The organism is Dactylosporangium vinaceum (genome assembly GCF_019904175.1).
Lineage (GTDB): Bacteria > Actinomycetota > Actinomycetes > Mycobacteriales > Micromonosporaceae > Dactylosporangium > Dactylosporangium vinaceum.
Genome location: NZ_CP061913.1, coordinates 935,872 through 954,195, shown reverse-complemented (window position 1 = coordinate 954,195; position 18,324 = coordinate 935,872). Strand labels below are relative to the sequence as shown.

Annotated in this window: 18 protein-coding genes; 8 read left to right on the top strand and 10 right to left on the bottom strand. The window is 71.9% G+C overall.

Features of this window, described 5'->3' with window-relative positions:
* Positions 1-11 precede the first annotated feature (11 nt).
* Together Dvina_RS04425 and Dvina_RS04420 are read left to right on the top strand one after the other, a co-directional pair.
* Positions 12-1,757, top strand: a complete 1,746-nt coding sequence (locus tag Dvina_RS04425) for a potassium channel family protein (protein ID WP_223101085.1) — start codon at positions 12-14, stop codon at positions 1,755-1,757.
* Between the two features lie 85 nt (positions 1,758-1,842).
* Positions 1,843-2,268: a hypothetical protein gene (locus Dvina_RS04420; protein WP_223101081.1), complete on the top strand. Its 426-nt coding sequence runs from the start codon at positions 1,843-1,845 to the stop codon at positions 2,266-2,268.
* Between the two features lie 108 nt (positions 2,269-2,376).
* On the opposite strand, the gene Dvina_RS04415 is transcribed toward Dvina_RS04420, so the two are convergent.
* A complete protein-coding gene (locus tag Dvina_RS04415; protein WP_223101084.1) occupies positions 2,377-2,955 on the bottom strand; it encodes a hypothetical protein in 579 nt (192 codons plus the stop codon).
* 56 nt (positions 2,956-3,011) lie between these two features.
* Here Dvina_RS04415 and Dvina_RS04410 point away from each other — a divergent pair, with 56 nt between their 5' ends.
* The 3 genes from Dvina_RS04410 (at position 3,012) to Dvina_RS04400 (ending at position 6,679) form a co-directional block, all read left to right on the top strand.
* The gene (locus Dvina_RS04410) at positions 3,012-3,512 is read left to right on the top strand and encodes an endonuclease V (protein WP_223101083.1); all 501 of its coding nucleotides are present in this window, start codon (positions 3,012-3,014) and stop codon (positions 3,510-3,512) included.
* Positions 3,513-3,632: 120 nt separating this feature from the next.
* Entirely contained in the window at positions 3,633-5,021 is a 1,389-nt protein-coding gene (locus Dvina_RS54000; RefSeq protein WP_246656018.1) for a carbohydrate-binding protein, read from the top strand.
* 95 nt (positions 5,022-5,116) lie between these two features.
* Positions 5,117-6,679, top strand: a complete 1,563-nt coding sequence (locus tag Dvina_RS04400; protein ID WP_223101082.1) for a methyl-accepting chemotaxis protein — start codon at positions 5,117-5,119, stop codon at positions 6,677-6,679.
* Between the two features lie 82 nt (positions 6,680-6,761).
* Here Dvina_RS04400 and Dvina_RS04395 read toward each other — a convergent pair whose 3' ends face one another.
* Entirely contained in the window at positions 6,762-7,187 is a 426-nt protein-coding gene (locus tag Dvina_RS04395) for a hypothetical protein (protein WP_223101081.1), read from the bottom strand.
* Between the two features lie 126 nt (positions 7,188-7,313).
* Between Dvina_RS04395 and solA the strand changes: the two genes are divergently transcribed.
* Positions 7,314-8,450, top strand: a complete 1,137-nt coding sequence (gene solA / locus Dvina_RS04390; protein WP_246656017.1) for an N-methyl-L-tryptophan oxidase — start codon at positions 7,314-7,316, stop codon at positions 8,448-8,450.
* Between the two features lie 31 nt (positions 8,451-8,481).
* Here the strand turns inward: solA and Dvina_RS04385 are convergent, their stop codons facing one another.
* The 3 genes from Dvina_RS04385 to Dvina_RS04375 are packed head-to-tail and all read right to left on the bottom strand — an operon-like array spanning position 8,482 to position 11,110.
* Complete coding sequence (locus Dvina_RS04385) at positions 8,482-9,312, bottom strand: metallophosphoesterase family protein (RefSeq protein ID WP_223101080.1); 831 nt, start codon at positions 9,310-9,312, stop codon at positions 8,482-8,484.
* Positions 9,313-9,356: 44 nt separating this feature from the next.
* Positions 9,357-10,388 (bottom strand): Clp protease N-terminal domain-containing protein, encoded by a 1,032-nt coding sequence (locus tag Dvina_RS04380; RefSeq protein ID WP_223101079.1) that lies wholly within the window; start codon positions 10,386-10,388, stop codon positions 9,357-9,359.
* Between the two features lie 23 nt (positions 10,389-10,411).
* Positions 10,412-11,110: a glycosyltransferase family 2 protein gene (locus Dvina_RS04375; RefSeq protein ID WP_223101078.1), complete on the bottom strand. Its 699-nt coding sequence runs from the start codon at positions 11,108-11,110 to the stop codon at positions 10,412-10,414.
* 130 nt (positions 11,111-11,240) lie between these two features.
* Here Dvina_RS04375 and Dvina_RS04370 point away from each other — a divergent pair, with 130 nt between their 5' ends.
* Entirely contained in the window at positions 11,241-12,467 is a 1,227-nt protein-coding gene (locus tag Dvina_RS04370; protein WP_223101077.1) for an acyltransferase family protein, read from the top strand.
* Here Dvina_RS04370 and Dvina_RS04365 read toward each other — a convergent pair.
* Both Dvina_RS04365 and Dvina_RS04360 read right to left on the bottom strand, forming a co-directional pair.
* Complete coding sequence (locus Dvina_RS04365) at positions 12,393-14,204, bottom strand: glycosyltransferase family protein (RefSeq protein WP_223101076.1); 1,812 nt, start codon at positions 14,202-14,204, stop codon at positions 12,393-12,395. The two genes, Dvina_RS04370 and Dvina_RS04365, sit on opposite strands and share 75 nt — an antisense overlap.
* Before the next feature lie 51 nt (positions 14,205-14,255).
* Positions 14,256-15,086, bottom strand: coding sequence for a calcium-binding protein (locus Dvina_RS04360; protein ID WP_223101075.1), 831 nt, complete (start codon positions 15,084-15,086; stop codon positions 14,256-14,258).
* 101 nt (positions 15,087-15,187) lie between these two features.
* On the opposite strand from Dvina_RS04360, the gene Dvina_RS04355 reads away from it, so the two are divergent.
* Complete coding sequence (locus tag Dvina_RS04355) at positions 15,188-16,444, top strand: caspase family protein (RefSeq protein ID WP_223101074.1); 1,257 nt, start codon at positions 15,188-15,190, stop codon at positions 16,442-16,444.
* Here Dvina_RS04355 and Dvina_RS04350 read toward each other — a convergent pair.
* Genes Dvina_RS04350 through Dvina_RS04340 form a run of 3 tightly spaced genes read right to left on the bottom strand, consistent with a single transcriptional unit; the run spans position 16,434 to position 18,276 of the window.
* A complete protein-coding gene (locus Dvina_RS04350) occupies positions 16,434-17,054 on the bottom strand; it encodes an ABC-2 transporter permease (protein ID WP_223101073.1) in 621 nt (206 codons plus the stop codon). The two genes, Dvina_RS04355 and Dvina_RS04350, sit on opposite strands and share 11 nt — an antisense overlap.
* Positions 17,051-17,926 (bottom strand): ABC transporter ATP-binding protein, encoded by an 876-nt coding sequence (locus tag Dvina_RS04345; RefSeq protein WP_223101072.1) that lies wholly within the window; start codon positions 17,924-17,926, stop codon positions 17,051-17,053. Before Dvina_RS04345 ends, Dvina_RS04350 begins: the two co-directional genes overlap by 4 nt.
* Entirely contained in the window at positions 17,923-18,276 is a 354-nt protein-coding gene (locus Dvina_RS04340) for a GntR family transcriptional regulator (RefSeq protein WP_246656016.1), read from the bottom strand. The genes Dvina_RS04345 and Dvina_RS04340 overlap by 4 nt, the downstream gene beginning before the upstream one ends.
* Between the last annotated feature and the right edge of the window lie 48 nt (positions 18,277-18,324).

Below are 18,324 nucleotides of genomic sequence, written 5' to 3'. Positions count from 1 at the left end.
CGATCGGGGCCGTGCGCAAGTTCGTCGTATGGGGAGACAGCGCGCTCGCCCGGCGCCTGGTCGGCGAGCTGATCAACACGTACTCGGCGCAGGTCACGGTCATCGTGCCCGACCTCGCCACCGGCCAGGCTCCCGACATCGCCGAGATCCGCGCCGACGACGACCCGCAGGCCGGGCCGATCCTCATCGCGGCGCGCAAGGTCACCCGGGCCGTCTTCGAGACGGCCGACCTGACCGACGCCGACGCGATCGCGTTCGTCGAAGAGGACGACGTGGCGAACGTCGACGCCGCTCTCATCGCCCGCGAGGTCGACCCGACGATCCGCGTGGTCCTGCGGATGTTCAACAAGCGCCTGGCCGCCGGTGTCCTCGAGCGCCTCGCCAACTGCGCCGTGCTCTCGGCCTCCGAGATCGCCGCCCCGGCGTTCGTCGCCGCCGCGCTCGGCGACAGCAGCCCGGCCACGATCCGCCTCTCCGACGGCCAGCTGCTCATGGCCGTGGACCGCTCCCTGGCCAACCCGAGCGACATCCGGGCCGGGCTGGCTCACGTCGCCGGCGAGGAGAGCCTCCCGGCCGACGACGAGCGGGCCGACCTGGTGCTCACCAGCGTCTACGGCCGCCGCACCGAGACCGGCCCCCGGCGCCGGCGCCGCCGGCCCCCGATGCGCCTGTCCCGCCTGCTCATCGGCGGCGGCCTGCGCCGGGTCCTGGGCGCGACGGCGGCCGTGCTGGCCCTCGGCACCGTCGCCGTGGCCGCGGTCCGGCACGTCGGCGTGTGGCAGGCGCTGTACCTGGCCGTGCTCACCGCGCTGGGCGGGGCCAACCCGCAGGACAACGCGTCGATCGCGTCCCAGGTCGTCGACGTCGGCCTGGTCATCGTCGGCGTGGCCGTCATCCCCGCCATCACCGCCGCCGTGGTCGGCCTGGTCGTCAAGGCCCGCCTCGCGATCGCCGCGGGCGGCCTCACCGAGCCGGTCTCCGGCCACGTCATCGTCGTCGGCCTGGGCAACGTCGGCACCCGCGTCCTGACCGAGCTCAACGACCTCGGCATCGACGTGGTCGGCGTGGACCGCGACGAGCGCGCCCGCGGCGTCCAGGTCGGCCGCGAGCTGGGCCTGCCGGTCATCATCGGCGACGTCACCAACCCCGACACCCTGACCGCCGCCTCGGTCGCCACCGCCCGCTGCCTGGTGCTCGTCACCACCGAGGACGTCACCAACCTGGAGGTCGCCCTGCTCGGCCGCGACCTGGCCCGCCAGGCCGACCCGGCCCGCAAGCTGCGCGTGGTCCTGCGCCTCTTCGAGGAGGACTTCGCCCGCCGTATCAAGACCGCGTTCGACATCAACCTGTCCCGCAGCGTGTCGTACCTGGCCGCCCCCGCCTTCGCCGCCTCGATGGTCGGCAGCGAGATCATCGACACCATCCCCGTCGGCCGCCGCGTCCTGCTTGTCGCCGAGGTCCCGGTCGGTGCCGGTTCCGAGCTGGAGGGCCGCTACTTCCGGGACGTCACGGTGCCGGGCCTGGTCCGCCTGGTGGCCGTCCAGACGGGCCGGGCCGGCCTGGGCGTGGGCGTCCAGACGTTCTGCGCCCCGGAGCAGAACCGCTGGCGCACCCTGGACCGCACCCACACGATGGTCGTGGTCGCCACCCGCGCGGGCCTGGTGGCGCTCCTGTCCCGCGCCGCCGGGGTCGAGAACCCACCGCCGTTCCACCCGCCGTCGGCACCCCCGCTCCTGTCGCCCCAGCCCCGTTCGTAGTGGCACGTTTCCGGGATTCGTGGGTGGGGTGTGGGTTTTACGGTTGGTGGCAACAGCGACGAGGACTTGCCAGGGGGATACAGCGATGAGTGACTACGACATGGGCGACGCGGGCCACGACGTGGACTACGGCCACTACGAGGCGGGTGAGCAGCACGACGGTCTGGACCAGCTGCACCAGGCGCACGGCAGCGAGGCCGACGCGCAGTCGCAGTTCGGGGTGTACGAGAACGACCACCACGCGCAGGAGTCCACGGACTTCTCGCAGGGTCACCACGTGGAGTACGACCAGCCGGCCGCGGTGCACTACGAGTCGGACGACTACACCAACTACAGCCACGACGCGTCCGTCGACGACCACGTCTTCGCCGCCGAGGGCTCGGAGTCGTCGCACCAGGCCGAGTTCGGTGAGCTCGACGCCCTGCAGCAGCGCTTCGACGGCGCGTTCGCCTCGGGCACCGAGTTCCACTCGGGTAGCGGCGAGGGCCAGTTCAGCGTCGCCGGCAACTAGCCGCCCCAGACCCTTTGCCGACAACGGCCGGCCACCCCACGCTCGGGGCGGCCGGCCGTTTCGCGTGCCGGCGATCGTGTGCTCTCAGTGCGCCGCCCGCGAACCGTCCTAGACCGGGAGCCACTCGATGTGGGGCCAGCGCACGGTGCCGTCGCTCTGGAGCACGCCGACGGCCAGGCCGACCCGCAGCAGACCGGCCTGCTCGTTGGCGGCGAACACCACGAACACGACGCCGTCCGGCGCGACGTCCTCGGGCGTGCGGGCCTCGGACTCGGGCCGCGGGAACAGGGCGTCGGACAGCGTCGGCTGGGCGTCCGGCGCCGGCTCGCCGTAGCGGCCGAGCAGCTCCAGGCACGTCTTGTTCGGCTGGTTGCGCGGGTCGGTGAGGCTCGTCGCCAGGTCCTCGGCGTAGCGGTACGGGACCAGCAGGTAGCCGTTGACCAGGACCGTCTGCACCGCGGAGCCGTGCGGGTGGAACACCTCGACGCCGTCGCGCCCGCGCAGGAGCCGGACCAGCTCCTCGTACTGCGCCGGCCAGGCCCCGCCGTACGCGTGGCGGGTGCGCAGGCCGGACGCCTCGTGCGCGTCGATCTGCCGCTCGACGGCGGCCGCGACGGCCCGCGGGGCCAGCTCGACCACCATGGCCGCGTGCGGTCCGAAGCGGTCCGTCAGCCACTGCGCGAGCATCGTTCGAAGCTAGCATTTCGCTTTGGTTCTGCGCGGATCCATGCCATGTTGACCCGATGATCCGGGCCGGTGCCGTTGATGTCGACTATCCCGAGCCGGGCGGCGGCCGGGCCGCGCTCGTCGTCGGGGACCTGCCCGGCTTCGCCGTGGCGAGTGAGCGCGTCGCGTGGCTGGCCGAGGTGGAGCCGTACCAACCGGGCAGCTTCTACAAGCGCGAGCTGCCGGCCATCCGGGCGGTGCTCGACGGCGTCGAGCCGGTGGAGCTGCTGATCGTCGACGGGTATGTGGATCTCGACCCGGACGGGCGGCCCGGGCTCGGTGCGCACGTCGCGGCGGCGCTCGGCATCCCGGTGATCGGGGTGGCCAAGACCGTGTTCCGGGCGGCCACGCACGCGGTGCCGGTGCTGCGCGGGCAGGCGTCGAAGCCGCTGTACGTCACCGCCACGGGCCTGGCTCTCGCCGACGCGGCGGCCTATGTGCGCGGGATGCGCGGGGCGTACCGGATGCCGGACGCGCTGCGGCGGGTCGACGCGCTCGCCCGCGGCCGCGCGGGCTGAACATATAAGAACCTTAACAGCTCTTGCTAACGCATCGATGAGGATGTACGTTCCCTCCACAACGCTTAACTTTGTTAACAGTTAGCGTCACGTCCGCACGTGTTCGTGGAGGGGTAGTCCATGAAACGGAAAACTTTGATCCCCCTCGCGCTGACCGCCGCCGCCACCCTCGGTGCGACGACCCTCGGCGTGATCAACGCCCAAACCGCGAGCGCGGCGCTGACCAGCAACTGGTACGCGTCCGCGCCCTATCTGATGCCCTTCGACAACAGCCCGCCCGACGCCGTCGACGTCATGAACGCGACCGGGCAGAAGGCGTTCCAGCTGGCCTTCATTCTCGCGCCGAACGGCGGCGGCTGTACCCCGACCTGGGACGGCACGCGCGCGGTCTCCGCCGACACCGAGGCGGCCGCCCTCATCTCCCGCATCCGCGCGGCCGGCGGTGACGTCAGTGTCTCCATCGGCGGCTACGGCGGCACCAAGCTCGGCCAGACCTGCGGCAGCCCGGCCGCCACCGCGGCGGCGTATCAGCAGGTGGTCACCAAGTACGGCCTCAAGGCGATCGACTTCGACCTGGAGGAGCCCGAGTACGAGAACGCCGCGGCCGTGCACAACGAGCTCGGCGCCGCGCAGATCCTGCAGCAGAACAACCCCGGCCTCTACGTCTCGGTGACGACGGCCGGCACCACCTCGGGCACCGGCTGGTTCGGCACCGAGATGCTGAAGGACGCCAAGAGCCTCGGCTTCACCCCGAACAACTACTCGATCATGCCGTTCGACGGCGGCTTCAGCGGCGCCTCCGCGCAGACCGCGGCGGCCGAGGCGTTCCACACCATCCTGATGAACACGTTCGGCTGGGACAGCGCCACCGCCTACGGCCACGAGGGCGTGTCGCTGATGAACGGCCGCAGCGACGCCGGCGAGTACTTCCGCCAGGCCGACTTCCAGACCGTGCTCGACTACGCGACGTCGCACCACCTGGCCCGGTACACCTACTGGTCGGTGAACCGCGACCGCCAGTGCGCCGACCCCAACCAGTCGACGACCTCGGGCACCTGCAGCAGCGTGCCGCAGACGGCGTGGGAGTTCACGAAGTACACGGCCCGCTTCGCCGGCGCCACGCCGCCCACCACCAACCCGACCACCGGCGGCCCGCCGCCCACCACGCCCGGCACCGGCACGTGCACCGCGGCCGCCTGGAACTCGGGCACCGCCTACTCGGGCGGCGCGCTCGTCTCGTACAACGGGCACACCTGGAAGGCCGCCTGGTGGACGCAGGGCGAGACGCCCGGCAGCGCCAGCGTCTGGGTCGACCAGGGGACCTGTGGCGGCACCGGCGGCACGACGCAGCCGCCGACCTGCCCGGCCGCCTGGAGCGCCGGCACCGCCTACAACGGCGGGGCGACCGTCTCCTACGGCGGGCACAAGTGGACCGCCAAGTGGTGGACCCAGGGCGACATCCCCGGCAACAACGCGCAGAACGTCTGGACCGACAACGGCGCCTGCTGAAGCGTTTCCGGCAAAACCAGGGCCGCCGCCCGAAGGGTCATCGGGCGGCGGCCCTTTTCCCTTTACCGGCGCGACCAAACGCCGAATAGTCGACCATGAAGGTCACAGTGGCGCGGAAGCTCGCGGCGCTCATCGTGCTGGCCGCGGCCGGCGTCGCCGCCACCGCGATAGTCCTGGGCGTGCTCCTGAGCGGGCTGGCCGGCCGGTTCACCGAGGTGGCCACGCAGGACCACCCCTCGGTGCGGGCGGCCCTGGAGATGGAGGTGGCCAAGACCGGCCAGGCCGACGACCTGGGCAGTTACGTGGCCACCGGGGACAGGCAGTTCGTGACGGAGTGGACCGACGACCACACCGAGTTCACGAAGTGGCTCGCCGCCTACCGCGGGCTGGACGTGACGCCCCGCGAGGTGGAAGTGCTCGACGACGTGACGAGCGCGGACTCGACGTACCAGAGCGAAGGCCAGAAGGTCGTGGCCCTGGTCGCGGCCGGGCAGACCGCCGCCGCCACCACGGCCTCCAACGACGTCCTGGGCCCACTCGAGGACCGCATCTTCAAGGGCCTGACCGAGCTGGAGGACAGCAACACCGAGACGATCGCCGCCTCGACGGCGGCCGGGAAGCGGCAGGTGACCCGGGCCAACTGGCTGGCCGTGCTGATCCCGCTCGGGGTCGTGGCCCTGGTGGGCGCCCTCGGCCTGGTCATCGCCCGCGGCATCGTGCGCCCGCTGCGGTCGGCCGTGGCCGCGCTGGACCGCGTCGCTTCGGGAGATCTCACGGGTACCGTCGCCGTGCGCGGCAACGACGAGCTGGCCGACATGGGCCACGCCCTCAACCGGGCCACGACGGCGATGCGCGAGACGGTCGACGCGCTCGGCGCGACAGCGACCTCGCTCACCGACACCGCCGGCGACCTGTCCCGCTCGGCCGGGGAGACGGCCACGAGCGCCGAGAACGCCACCCAGCAGGCCCGGACCACCGCGTCGGCGGCCGAGGAGGTCTCGGCCGGCGTGAGTACCGTGGCCACCGCCTCGGAGGAGATGACCGCGGCGATCGCCGAGATCGCGCAGAACGCCTCCCGGGCCGCGCTCGTCGCCACGTCGGCCGTGGACACGGCGGAGCGCACGTCGGGCACGGTACAGCTGCTGGGGGTGGCGTCGAACGAGATCGCCGAGGTCCTCAAGACCATCACGAACATCGCGGCGCAGACAAACCTCCTGGCGCTGAACGCGACGATCGAGGCGGCCCGCGCCGGGGAGTCCGGGAAGGGCTTCGCGGTCGTCGCGGGCGAGGTCAAGGACCTGGCCCAGGAGACCGCCCGGGCGACCGACGACATCGCCCGCCGCATCGAGGCGATCAGCACGCACAGCGGCGCCACGATCGCCGCCATCGACCAGATCTCGCGGATCATCGACGAGATCAACGCCTACCAGGCCACGATCGCCTCGGCGGTCGAGGAGCAGACGGCCACCACCGAGGAGATCAACCGGTCGGTGACCGAGGCCGCGGCCGGCACCCAGGTGATCGCCTCGAACGTGACCCACCTGGCGACCACGGCGCGGGCCGTGACGGACGCGGCCTCCGCCTCGCAGCAGGCGGCCTCGTCGCTGTCGCAGACCGCCGACCGGCTGCGCGTGCTGGTGGCCCGCTTCAGCGTCTAGGGGGCTGTCTCCAGGCACGCGAAACGGCCGGCCGCCCCGAGCGTGGGGTGGCCGGCCGTTGTCGGCAAAGGGTCTGGGGCGGCTAGTTGCCGGCGACGCTGAACTGGCCCTCGCCGCTACCCGAGTGGAACTCGGTGCCCGAGGCGAACGCGCCGTCGAAGCGCTGCTGCAGGGCGTCGAGCTCACCGAACTCGGCCTGGTGCGACGACTCCGAGCCCTCGGCGGCGAAGACGTGGTCGTCGACGGACGCGTCGTGGCTGTAGTTGGTGTAGTCGTCCGACTCGTAGTGCACCGCGGCCGGCTGGTCGTACTCCACGTGGTGACCCTGCGAGAAGTCCGTGGACTCCTGCGCGTGGTGGTCGTTCTCGTACACCCCGAACTGCGACTGCGCGTCGGCCTCGCTGCCGTGCGCCTGGTGCAGCTGGTCCAGACCGTCGTGCTGCTCACCCGCCTCGTAGTGGCCGTAGTCCACGTCGTGGCCCGCGTCGCCCATGTCGTAGTCACTCATCGCTGTATCCCCCTGGCAAGTCCTCGTCGCTGTTGCCACCAACCGTAAAACCCACACCCCACCCACGAATCCCGGAAACGTGCCACAGGGCCGCCGCAAGATCAGGGTCGACGCAAGATCAGGGCCGTGGTAGACAGCTCCATGGGCTACGACGTCATCGTTGCCGGGCTCGGGGGCATGGGGAGCTCGGCCGCGTATCACCTGGCCAGGCGCGGCCGGCGAGTGCTCGGGCTGGAGCGGTTCGGGGCGGCCCACGATCTCGGGTCCAGCCACGGCGGGTCCCGGATCACGCGCCAGGCGTACTTCGAGCACCCCGACTACGTGCCGATGATCCTGCGCTCCTACGAACTCTGGGAGCAGCTCCAGCGCGACTCCGGCCGGGACCTGCTCACCATCACCGGCGGGCTGTTCATGGGCCCGGCCGGTTCGCTCACCGTCGACGGCACGCGGCGTACCGCCGAGCGGTGGAACCTGCCCCACGAGATGCTCGACGCACAGGCGATCCGGCGACGGTTCCCGCAGTTCAGGCCGGCCGACGACGACGTGGCGCTGTTCGAGCGGCTGGTCGGCGTACTGCGGCCGGAAGCGGCGGTGGAGGCCAACCTCGCGCTCGCCGGGCGGCACGGGGCCGAGCTGCACTTCCACGAGCCGGTCGAGGCGTGGACGGAAGCCGGCGGCCGGGTCACCGTGCGCACGGCGAACGGCACCTACGAGGCGGACCAGCTGGTGATCTGCCCGGGCGCGTGGGCGCCGCAGCTGCTGCCCGACCTCGGGGTGCCGCTGGTGGTGGAGCGCCAGGTCCAGTTCTGGTTCCAGCCGACCAGCCACACGCCCGAGATGCCGATCTTCATCTGGGAGGACCCGTCGGGCACCCAGGTGTACGGCTTCCCGCCCATCGACGGCGAGATCAAGGTGGCGTTCTTCCGCGGCGGCGACCAGACGACCCCGGACACCATCGACCGCGGCATCCGGGACGAGGAGGTCGAGCGCATCGCCGGCTATCTGTCGACCCGCGTACCCCACATCCCGGGGACGTTCCTGCGGGCCAAGACGTGCATGTACACCAACACACCCGACACGCACTTCGTCATCGCCCGCCACCCCGGGCACGAGCGGGTGACTGTGGCCTGCGGGTTCTCCGGGCACGGGTTCAAGTTCGTGCCCGTCGTCGGCGAGATCCTGGCCGACCTCGCGCTGGGCGGGGCGACTGACCACCCGATCGCGCTGTTCGACCCGCGGCGGGCACTGGCAACCGGCCCGTGAGCGGCGGCGGCGCAGTGACGTTGCTATGCCGCTAGGGCAGATCCTGGGTGGATGGGGTCAGAACCGGGCGGAGTCGGGCCGGAGGGGTGGCGCGCTTGCTCCACTCGCGCGGGTAGCCGACCGAGACCTCCTCGTGCCGGACTCCGTCGTGCCAGATGGTCCGGGGAATGTGCAGGTGCCCGTAGACCACGACCTCGGCGTTGAAGCGGGTGGGCCAGTCGCGGGTCGCGGTCGTGCCGCACCAGAGCGCGAACTCTGGGTACCACAGGACGTCGGTCGGCTCCCGGACCACCGGGAAGTGGTTGACCAGCACGGTCGGGCCCTCGACGGCCTTCAGGCGCTCCTCGGTCAGCTCCAGGCGGGCGGCGCACCACTCGGCGCGGCCCGCGTACGGGTCCGGGTAGAGCAGCGCCTCGTCGGTGCCGACGATCCCGGCGGCGTGCGCCATCGCCATCGCCTGCTCGGTGGAGGTCGCGCCCTTGGGCCAGAACGAGTAGTCGTAGAGCACGAACATGGGGACGATCGTCAGCCGGTCCTCCCAGCGCGCGTACGGGTCCTCGGGCGTGAGCACCCCGAGCTCCCGGCACGCCTCGACGAGGCGCTCGTAGCGGGCCACCCCGCGGGACTGCTCGGGGTCCTGCTGCGGCGTCCACAGCTCGTGGTTGCCGGGGGCCCAGATGACCTTGGCGAACCGCCGGCTGAGGGTGCGCAGCGCCCACATGATGTCGGCGAAGCGCTCGGCCACGTCGCCGGCCACGATGAGCCAGTCGTCGGGGTGCGTCGGGCGCATCTGCTCGACGAGCGCGCGGTTCTCGGCGTATCCGACGTGGAGGTCGCTGATGGCCAGCAGTTGCCCGGTCACCGGTGCAGCCTACCGACCCCTGTCGATACTGCGCTGACCGCGACTCAGGCCAGCTCGGTGCCCAGGCGCGCGGCCAGGGCGTTCGGCTCGACGCCGTAGGCGCGCAGCATCCGCGCGCCCGGGCCGGCGCCGTCGGCGGTGACCGCGAACAGCAGGTGCGACGAGCCGACGTAGCGGTGCCCGAGCTCGCCGGCGAGCCGGGTCGCCTCCTGGGCCGCCAGGTAGAGGTCGATGCCGTACGGCGGGTCGCCGCGCGTGACCCGCCATGTGCGCTCCTCGCGGGGGATGTCGGCCGGGCCGGGCGAGAGGTCCATGGCGAAGTCCTTGACGTCCGGCCAGGTCAGACCGGCCTCGGCCAGCAGCTCGCCGCCGCGGTTGGTCGGTGCGGCGTCGTCGGCGAGGCGGAGCCGGGAGCGCTCCATCAGGTACGGCAGCGCGCAGATCGCCATCACGAGGTGGGCCTGGCCGACGAGGGCGCAGCCGCCGCGGACGGCCTGCTGGACGGCCTCGGCCCGCAGGACGGCCGGCGCGGCCAGCCCGGACAGCACCGGGTCGTTGCGCTTCAGGAACGCGACGGCGGAGCTCAGCGGCGGGGAGCCGTCGCGCAGGAACTCCTCGTCCGGGCGCAGGTGGAAGCGGCGGATGAACTCGGTCCACTCCCCCGGCGACGCGCACTCCACGAGCAGGGCCCGCAGCAGCAGCCGGAACCCGACGCAGCGGATCACCGGCGACTCCGCGGCCGCGGCCAGCGCCCGGCCGAGCCCGACCCGCACCCGCGGGTCCCAGACCGGCAGCGGGTCGGCAATGGTCAGGCGCAGCTCGCGGCGGGTCCACCACTCGGCGAGCCGCAGCGTCGCCTCGACCTCGCCCTCCTGCTCGGGCGGCACCCCGTCGCCGGAGGCGCCCCAGCCGGGCAGCTGCTGCCAGCGGACCTCGTCGGCGCCGAGCATGCCCAGCATGGCGTCGGCCGCGCGCTCGGCGCTGACGCTCGGCTCGCGGGCGAGCATCGCCCGGCGCATCGCCGAGGACAGTGCGACCTGGATCTCGAGGGAAGCGACGGGGCGCCCGGAGCTCACCGCGCCACCGTAGCGCCCGGAGGTCAGGCGGCCGCGGGCGGTTTGCGCAGGCGCTCCTTGAACAGGATCCAGAGCGCCTCGACGCCGTCCTTCCAGGTGATCTTCTTGCCCTCTTCGCGGGTGCGGGCCGCGTAGCTGATCGGCACCTCGAACGGGCGGTAGCGGCGGCGCAGCAGCTTGCCGGTGACCTCGGCCTCCATGCCGAACCCCTTCGACTTGACGTCCAGGGAGCGGTACAGCGCCAGCGGCATCAGCTTGAAGCAGGTCTCGAGGTCGCCGAGGTAGCAGTTGTACATCATGTTCGCGGCGGTGGTGACCGCCTTGTTGCCCATCACGTACCAGAACGAGAAGGAGCTGTGCGAGCCGAATGTCCGATTCCCGTAGACGACCTCGGCCCGCCCGTCGAGCACCGGGGCGAGCAGCCGCGGGATGTCGTTCGGGTCGTACTCCAGGTCGGCGTCGAGGATGACCATGTAGTCGCCTGTCGCCTCGGCCACCGCGGTCTTGATCGCGGCGCCCTTGCCCTGGTTGCGCGGGTGGGTGATCGGGCGCAGCCGCGGGTCGTCCGCGGCGGCCAGGATCTGCCCGGTGCCGTCCTTGCTGCCGTCGTCGACGACAACGAGCTCGATCTCGCACTGGTAGTCAACGGCGAGGGCCTGCTTCAATGCCTCAGGCAGCCGGGCCTCTTCGTTGTACACCGGCATCAGGATCGAGAGCTTCACGGGGGCTCCAGCGCTTGGGTGCGAGACCGGCTCACCCTACGCTGCCGCGGCGCCGCGGTCACTCGCCCTGTCCGACCCCTCCGACCGGCAGCCCTTCGACAGACCGGCCGGACCAGGGTTAGTGTGCCCGGTGCGCAACGTTCAGCCGGCCGCCCCGGCGAAGCGCGAGGGCCGCCTGGCCGCCCTCGACGGACTCCGCCTCGTCGCCGCCCTCCTGGTGGTTTCGTACCACTATGTGGGCACGGCCCGCTCCGACCTGTGGGAGCGGCCGAACAACGAGATCTTCACGCACCTGTACGGCGTGGCCGTCTACGGCAGCTTCGGCGTCCAGCTGTTCTTCATCGTCAGCGGGTTCGTGATCTGCATGAGCTCGTGGGGTCGCCGGCTCAGCGACTTCCTCATCTCCCGCATCGTGCGCCTCTACCCGATGTACTGGGTCGCCGTGGCGCTGACGTTCACGGTGGTGTACCTCAACCGCCCGACCGCCGACGACGTGCACGTCATCTTCCGGGTGCACTCGCTGTCGGACCTGCTGCTCAACTTCACGATGGCCCAGGAGGCGTTCGGCGTCCCGCACATCGACTGGGTCTACTGGACGCTCTGGGCGGAGCTGAAGTTCTACCTTCTCTTCGCGATCGTCGTCGCGTTCGGGGTGACGTACCGCCGCGTCCTGACGTTCTGCGCGCTCTGGATGGCCGCCGCGGTGCTCTTCGGCTCGCTCAACATCCCGATCGTCAACGCCGTGGTGCAGCCCGCCTACGCTCCGTACTTCGTGGCCGGCATCCTGCTCTACTGCGTGCACCGCTTCGGCTCGACCTGGCTGCTGTGGGGCATGATCGCCGGCTGCCTGCTCGTCGCCCAGCACCAGCTCCTGGTGGACGTGCGCTGGAACAGCGCCTACGTCGGGCACTCGCTGAAGTGGGTCTACGCGGAGTTCCTGGTGCTGGCCTTCTTCGGCTGCGTGGCCGCGGTCGCGCTGGGCTGGACGAGCTGGGCCCGCTGGCGCTGGCTGACCGTGGCCGGGGCGCTGACGTACCCGCTGTACCTGCTGCACCAGGACATCGGCGTCATCTTCATTCGCTCGATGCAGGGCGAGATCGCCCCCTGGCCGCTGCTGGCGATCACCGTCGGCGGCATGCTGCTGCTGGCGTACCTCAGCCACCGCCTCGTCGAGGTGCCGTTCGCCCCGCTCATGAAGAAGGCGCTCCGGCGCAGCTTCGACGCGGTCGGCCGGGCCGACGGCCCGCGCGGGCCGAGGGCCGACCCGCCGGTCGTGGACCGGTCAGCCGGTCAGCGCGCGGACGTCCCAGACCCAGACGTCGTCGACCTGCTTGGCCGGGCCGAGCAGCGGGTCTAGCGTCGCCTTGAGCTCGGGCAGCCGGGTCCTGGCCTGCGGGCCGTAGGCGACGAGCGCGTCGGCCTGGATGCGGCGCAGCTCGGCCAGGATCGCTTCACGCTGGGCCGCGGTCGGCGTGACCGCCTTGCCGGTGCCGAAGACCCGCAGCACGAGCGTCGAGGTGGGGCCCTTCGGCGGCTGGTTGTCGGCCTCGCGATCCTCGCCGACCGGGCCCATGAAGTAGCCCTCGGGCAGCCGGAAGTCCATGCCGGCCGCGACCTGCCAGCCCAGTGGCAGCACGTTGCTGTTCGCGTCGATCGGCGGGACCGGGACCATCGTGTGGTTCTGCGCCACGTAGTCCCGGTAGTGCCCCGACGTGATGAACCGCGGGACGGGGGGCAGGCCGACCGCCGGCAGCGGCACCGGCAGCAGCGGGACCAGGGCGGCGGCGAGCGCGCCGGCCCAGATCAGCCGGACCGGCACGGTCGGGTGCGGCGCGGCCCGCAGGATGCGGTCGGTGGCGACGGCCAGCATCACGCCGAGGGCCGCGACCGTCACGAACGTGAACCGCCCGACGTTCATCGAGTCGAGCAGCGGCACGTCGACGAAGAGCCGCCAGAGCCCCGGCCAGCCGGTGTGCTCCTTGTGCAGGATGATCTCCGGGCCCATCGACATCAGCGCGAACAGGCCGCCGACGATGGCCGTCGTGCGGGCCAGGCGGTCCCGCCACAGCCACACGAATATCGCGATGGCCAGGATCGGCAGCGCCCAGCCGAAGTACGCGTTCTCCTCGGCGTAGTTGGTCGAGGTCAGCACGCCGCTGTCGTTGCCGAGCGACTTGGTCGAATACTCGGTGAACGTGTTCAGGTCGTTTGTGACGTAGGCGAGGTAGCCGATGTTGCTGTACGACTGCGTGCCGAGGAACTGCCAGTAGATGGGGTACGCCAGCAGCGGCAACGACACCGCCAGTGCGGTGCCGATGCCGGTGAGGAACGGCCGGACCATCGCGCGGACGCCCGCGGTGTTGCGGATTGCGTGGATCAGCACGAAGAACGCCAGCGAGAGCGCGGCCATGAGCAGCACTTCCTCGCCGATGAAGCACTGCCAGACGATGAGCGCGCCCAGCCGCAGCCCGTCGTGGACCGGCCTCTCGGTGCGGAACAGCCGCAGCGAGTACCTGACGATCAACGGCACCACGAAGAGCGACACCATGTTGAGATGGGCGTTGCCGTGCGCGACGAGTGGCGGGGCGAAGGCGATGGCCGCCCCGCCCAGCACCGCCGCCGACCGGCGCAGGTCCAGGTCGCGGTGCAGGACCAGGTGCCAGCCGAAGGCGGTGAGCGCGAAGCCGAGCGTGGCCGCGACGACGAAGCTGGTGGCCGCCCCGAACAGCAGCGTGACCGGCAGCAGCGGGACGGCCAGGCCCAGGACGCTCGTGTTGGCCATCATGTTCACGCCGACCGAGGCGTTCTGCAGATCGTTGAAGAACGGGTTGTGCAGGCCCAGCAGCGCCCGGGTGTCGGCCGTGAGGAACCACTCGAACTGGAAGAAGTCGCTGTAGCTGTGCTGGGGGCGCCGTTCACCGGGCGCGACCCAGAGATGGAGATAGAGGTACACGCCGGCCGCGATGTATCCGGCGAGCACCAGCAGGTCCGTGCGGTGCCGCCGCAGCCACGACGGGCGCGCGGCCGCCCCGGCGCGCTCCTGGTGGGCCTCCGGCTCGCTGGCCACCGGAGGGTCGGCGCTCACGACAGACATGCCGAGGAGAGTAACGGGTGCGGACCCGATCGCGGTCCGCACCCGCTCCCATCAGGGAATTATCTCGGTTGTCTCACATCCGGAGAACGTGTCCGGATCGACCGGCTGCGACGCCAGCGTCGACACGCAGTGGTCGTTGCCGGACCCTCCGTCCAGGCTACCGCCACCCCGCGCGGTGAGCTGGTCGTCGCCGCTGAGCCCCTGCACCTGGTCGTGCCCACCCCGCCCGTCGATCGCGTTGGGCCCGGCGCTGCCGATGAGCACGTCGTTCTGCAGGGTCCCGATGAGGTTCTCGACATCGGCGCCGATGGTGTCGCGGGCCCCGGCCGGCCCGTCGTTGGCGCTGCCGTCGTCGCCGACCGCTCCGTCGAGGTCGGCCCGCACGGCCAGCCGGTCGGACTGGTCGGAGTAGCTCGCCGTGTCCACGCCGGCCCCGCCCTGCAGCACGTCGGCCCCGAACCCGCCGGTGAGCGTGTCGTTCCCGGACCCACCGACCAGCCGGTCGTTGCCGTCGTTGCCGGCCAGGTCGCTCGCGAACGCGGTGGCGTTGGTGATCGTGTCGTCCCCGTCGAGCCCGCGGATGCGCATGGCGATCCAGGCCGACGACACGCACCGGGCCTGGTGCGCGGTCACGAGCGTGCACCCGGTCCCGGCGATGAGGTTCGCCGCAGGGTCGGTGACGGTGAGCCCGGTGCTGTCGCCGCTGATCGTGATCTGGTCGTTCACACCGAACGGCGCGTCGTAGCGCAGGCTGCCGACCGACCTGACCACGCCGGGCTGGCAGTCGCCGTAACAGCCCGTCACCGCGAACGCGGGCGTGGCGACAAGCGTCGCGGCGACGACGCCGAGCCCGGCCGCACCGGCCAGGAACGTTTGCTTCATGGCAGTACCTCCCCCTTGGTATGGGCGCCTGACCAGGCGCCTACCGGGAGCGCGTTCCATCGAGTTCCGTCGACATGATCGGCTGTCCGTCAGGATCGGGTATGGGGCGGATCGCACTGCTGATCGGGGCGCAGACCTACCGGCTCACGGGCGTCGGCAACGACGTCGAGGCCATGGCCGGCGCGCTGGCCCGGCGCGGGTTCGCGGTGACCCGGGCCGAGGGGCCCGAGGCCACCCGGGCCGGCATCCTCGACGCCTACGAGCGGCTGATCCGCGACGCCCGGGCGGGCGATCCGGTAGTCGTCTACTTCAGCGGCCACGGCGGGCTGGCCCGGCCGCCGCGGACGGCGCCGGGGCCGAAGCTGCAGTTTCTCGTCCCGACCGACTACGACCAGTCGCGGGAGGGGGACTTCCGCGGCGTCACCGGGCCCGAGCTGTCGGTGCTGCTGGTCCGGCTGACGAGCGTGACCCGCAACGTGACGGTCATCCTGGACGCCTGCCACGCCGCCCACGCGTCCCGCGGGCCGGTGCTGGTGAAGGCGCTGCCGCGGACGCCGTACCTGGACGTGGCCGCGCACCTCGGGCGCCTGCGCCGGTGCGGGCTCGACACCGCGGTCCGCGACGCGCTCGGCAACCCCGACGCCGTGCGGATCGTGGCCTGCGGGCGGGAGCAGCCGGCGTTCGAGTTCACGAACGCGGCGGGGCACCGGGCCGGCGTGCTCACCGACGCGCTCGTCGCCGCCCTGGCCGCGGCGGGCGAGCGGCCCGTCACCTGGGCCGCGCTGATGGCACCGGTCCGCGAGCGGGTGCGGGCGGCGATCCCGTTCCAGCGGCCGGAGGCGGAAGGGCCCGCGCTTCGCGCGATTTTCGAGGATGCGGCGGTACCGCTGCCGCCGCCACCGACGCGAGCCGCACTCGGCGCCCAGGTGACGATCGCCTGGGGTGTGGTGGTGGCCGGCGCGGCGCGTCCGCTGCCGGCCGAGGGCGCCGCCCTCCGCGCCGGCGACCGGGTCTACGTGGTCGTCCGCAACGACGGGGCGGCCCCGATCCACGTGTCAATGCTCGCGTTCGACGCCCTGGCCCGGCCCTCGCTCGTCACCACGCTCGATCCGTCCGGCGCCGTGCTGCACCCCGGCGAGGAGCACGTGATCGGCCGCGACGAGCACGACGGGCGCCTGGGCGGCATCCCGCTGACCTGGCCCGCCGACGCCGGCCCGGGTCCGCGCCCGGCCGCGTTCGCCGTGCTGGTCAGCCCGGCCCCGACGGCCCCGGCCGAGCGGTACCGCGACTTCGGCACCCCCGCGACCGGGGCCACCCGGATGGACGTGCACCGCCTGCGGTTCGAGCTCAGCCCCTGACCCCGCGCCGGTCGAGCAGCAGCGTCACGGCGATGGAGGCGGCGATGAGCGCGGCCCCGGCCGGCCAGACCATCGGCAGCCAGTCGAGCAGCGCGTCGAGATCCAGGTGGAACTTCAGCGCGCTGCCCACCACCAGGGCCATCGGCAGGGTGGTGCCCAGTAGGCTGAGCCTGGTGTACCCGTAGCGGATGAACAGCGGGAACTGCAGCGACACGGTCACCGCGAAGAACCCCCAGGCCGCGGTCAGCACCAGGAAGAGCAGGTGCGGGCCGAACGCCACGTGCTCGAACCGGGCTATGATCACCGCGGCCGCCGTGCCGAGCCCCGCGGTGACCACGAACGTCGACAGCGCCCACGCGTAGTGCCCGACCACCACCGCCCGCCGCGGCACCGGCAGCACCGCGTAGAGCGTCGACAGGGCCGCCTTGTCGCCGACGTTGAACGGATACGCCGCGACCATCGGCGTCAGCACCAGCACGAGCGCCGGCACGAGCACCGCCGGCCGGGTCGCGAAGAGCACGAGATACAGCGCGAACATGAACAGCCCCTGGCGGTGGTACGGCGAGACGGTGCGCACATCCAGCAGCACCATGCGGCCGACGGCGTTCATACGCGACTCCTGCGGGCGGCCGGCATGCCGGTGTGGACGGCGATCTCCTCGAGCGTGGCCGGCTCGACGAGCACGCTCCCGTCGAGCAGGCCGGCCTCGTCGGTGCGCACCAGCGCCTCGACGCCGGCCGCGGTCCGCCGCGCCCCGATCAGCTCGACCCCGATGCAGTGCTCGAGCTCCCCCGGCCCGGCCCGCACGACCCGGAAGGCGTCAAGGACCTCGTCCTTGCTCCCGGTCCGCACGATCCGCCCGCCGTGGATGATCGTCACGAAGTCGCCGATGCGCTCCAGGTCGGTGGTGATGTGGGTCGAGAACAGCACGCTGTGCCCCTCGTCGACCAGGAAGTCACCGATGATCCCGACGAGCTCGTCGCGGGCCACGGGGTCGAGCCCGCTCGTCGGCTCGTCGAACACCAGCAGCCGAGCCTGGTGCGACAGGGCCACGGCGATCATCAGCTTCATCGCCATGCCGCGCGAGAGGTCCTTGACCTTGGCCTTGAGGTCGAGGCCGAACTCGTCGAGCAGCCGGCGGTACCGCTGCGAATCCCAGCGGTCGTAGAACGGCCGCAACGTCCGCTCGACGTAGGCCAGCCGCCAGTCCCCCACCAGGTAGGTATGGTCGAGCACCACCCCGATCTCCTGCCGCAGCGCGATCGGCCCCGGCAACCGGTGCCCGAGCAGCTCGATCTCCCCGGCGACGATCGGCCGCATCCCGAGCAGGCACCGGATGGTCGTGGTCTTCCCGGCCCCGTTCGCCCCGATGAGCCCCATGACGTATCCGGTCGGCAGCTGAAAGCTCACGTCCCGCAGCGCAAACCCGGACCCGACCGCCGCCGTCTCGACGCCGCGCAGCGCAAACGCCACCTCACTCATGCCGTCACCTCCGCCGCGATCAACCCGTCCAGGATCAGCACCAGGTCGTCCCGCTGCAGCCCGGCCCGCCGAGCAGCGTCGATGGCCGCCTGCAGCCCTTCTTCGACCTGGCGCAGCAGCTGCTCCCGCACGAGCTCGGAGTCAAGTGGCAGCACGTACGCCCCCTTGCCGGGCACTGTCGCGATGAACCCCTCGGCCGCCAGCTCCGCGTAGGCCCGGGTGGTGGTGATGATGCTGATCCGCAGATCCCGGGCCAGCGCCCGCACCGAGGGCAGCGCCTCCCCCTCCGGCAGCTCCCCGGCCAGAATCGCCGCCCCGACCTGATCCTTGATCTGCTGATAGAGCGGCACACCAGCACTGTTGGAAAGCACAACCCGCACGCCGACACCACCGTCCGT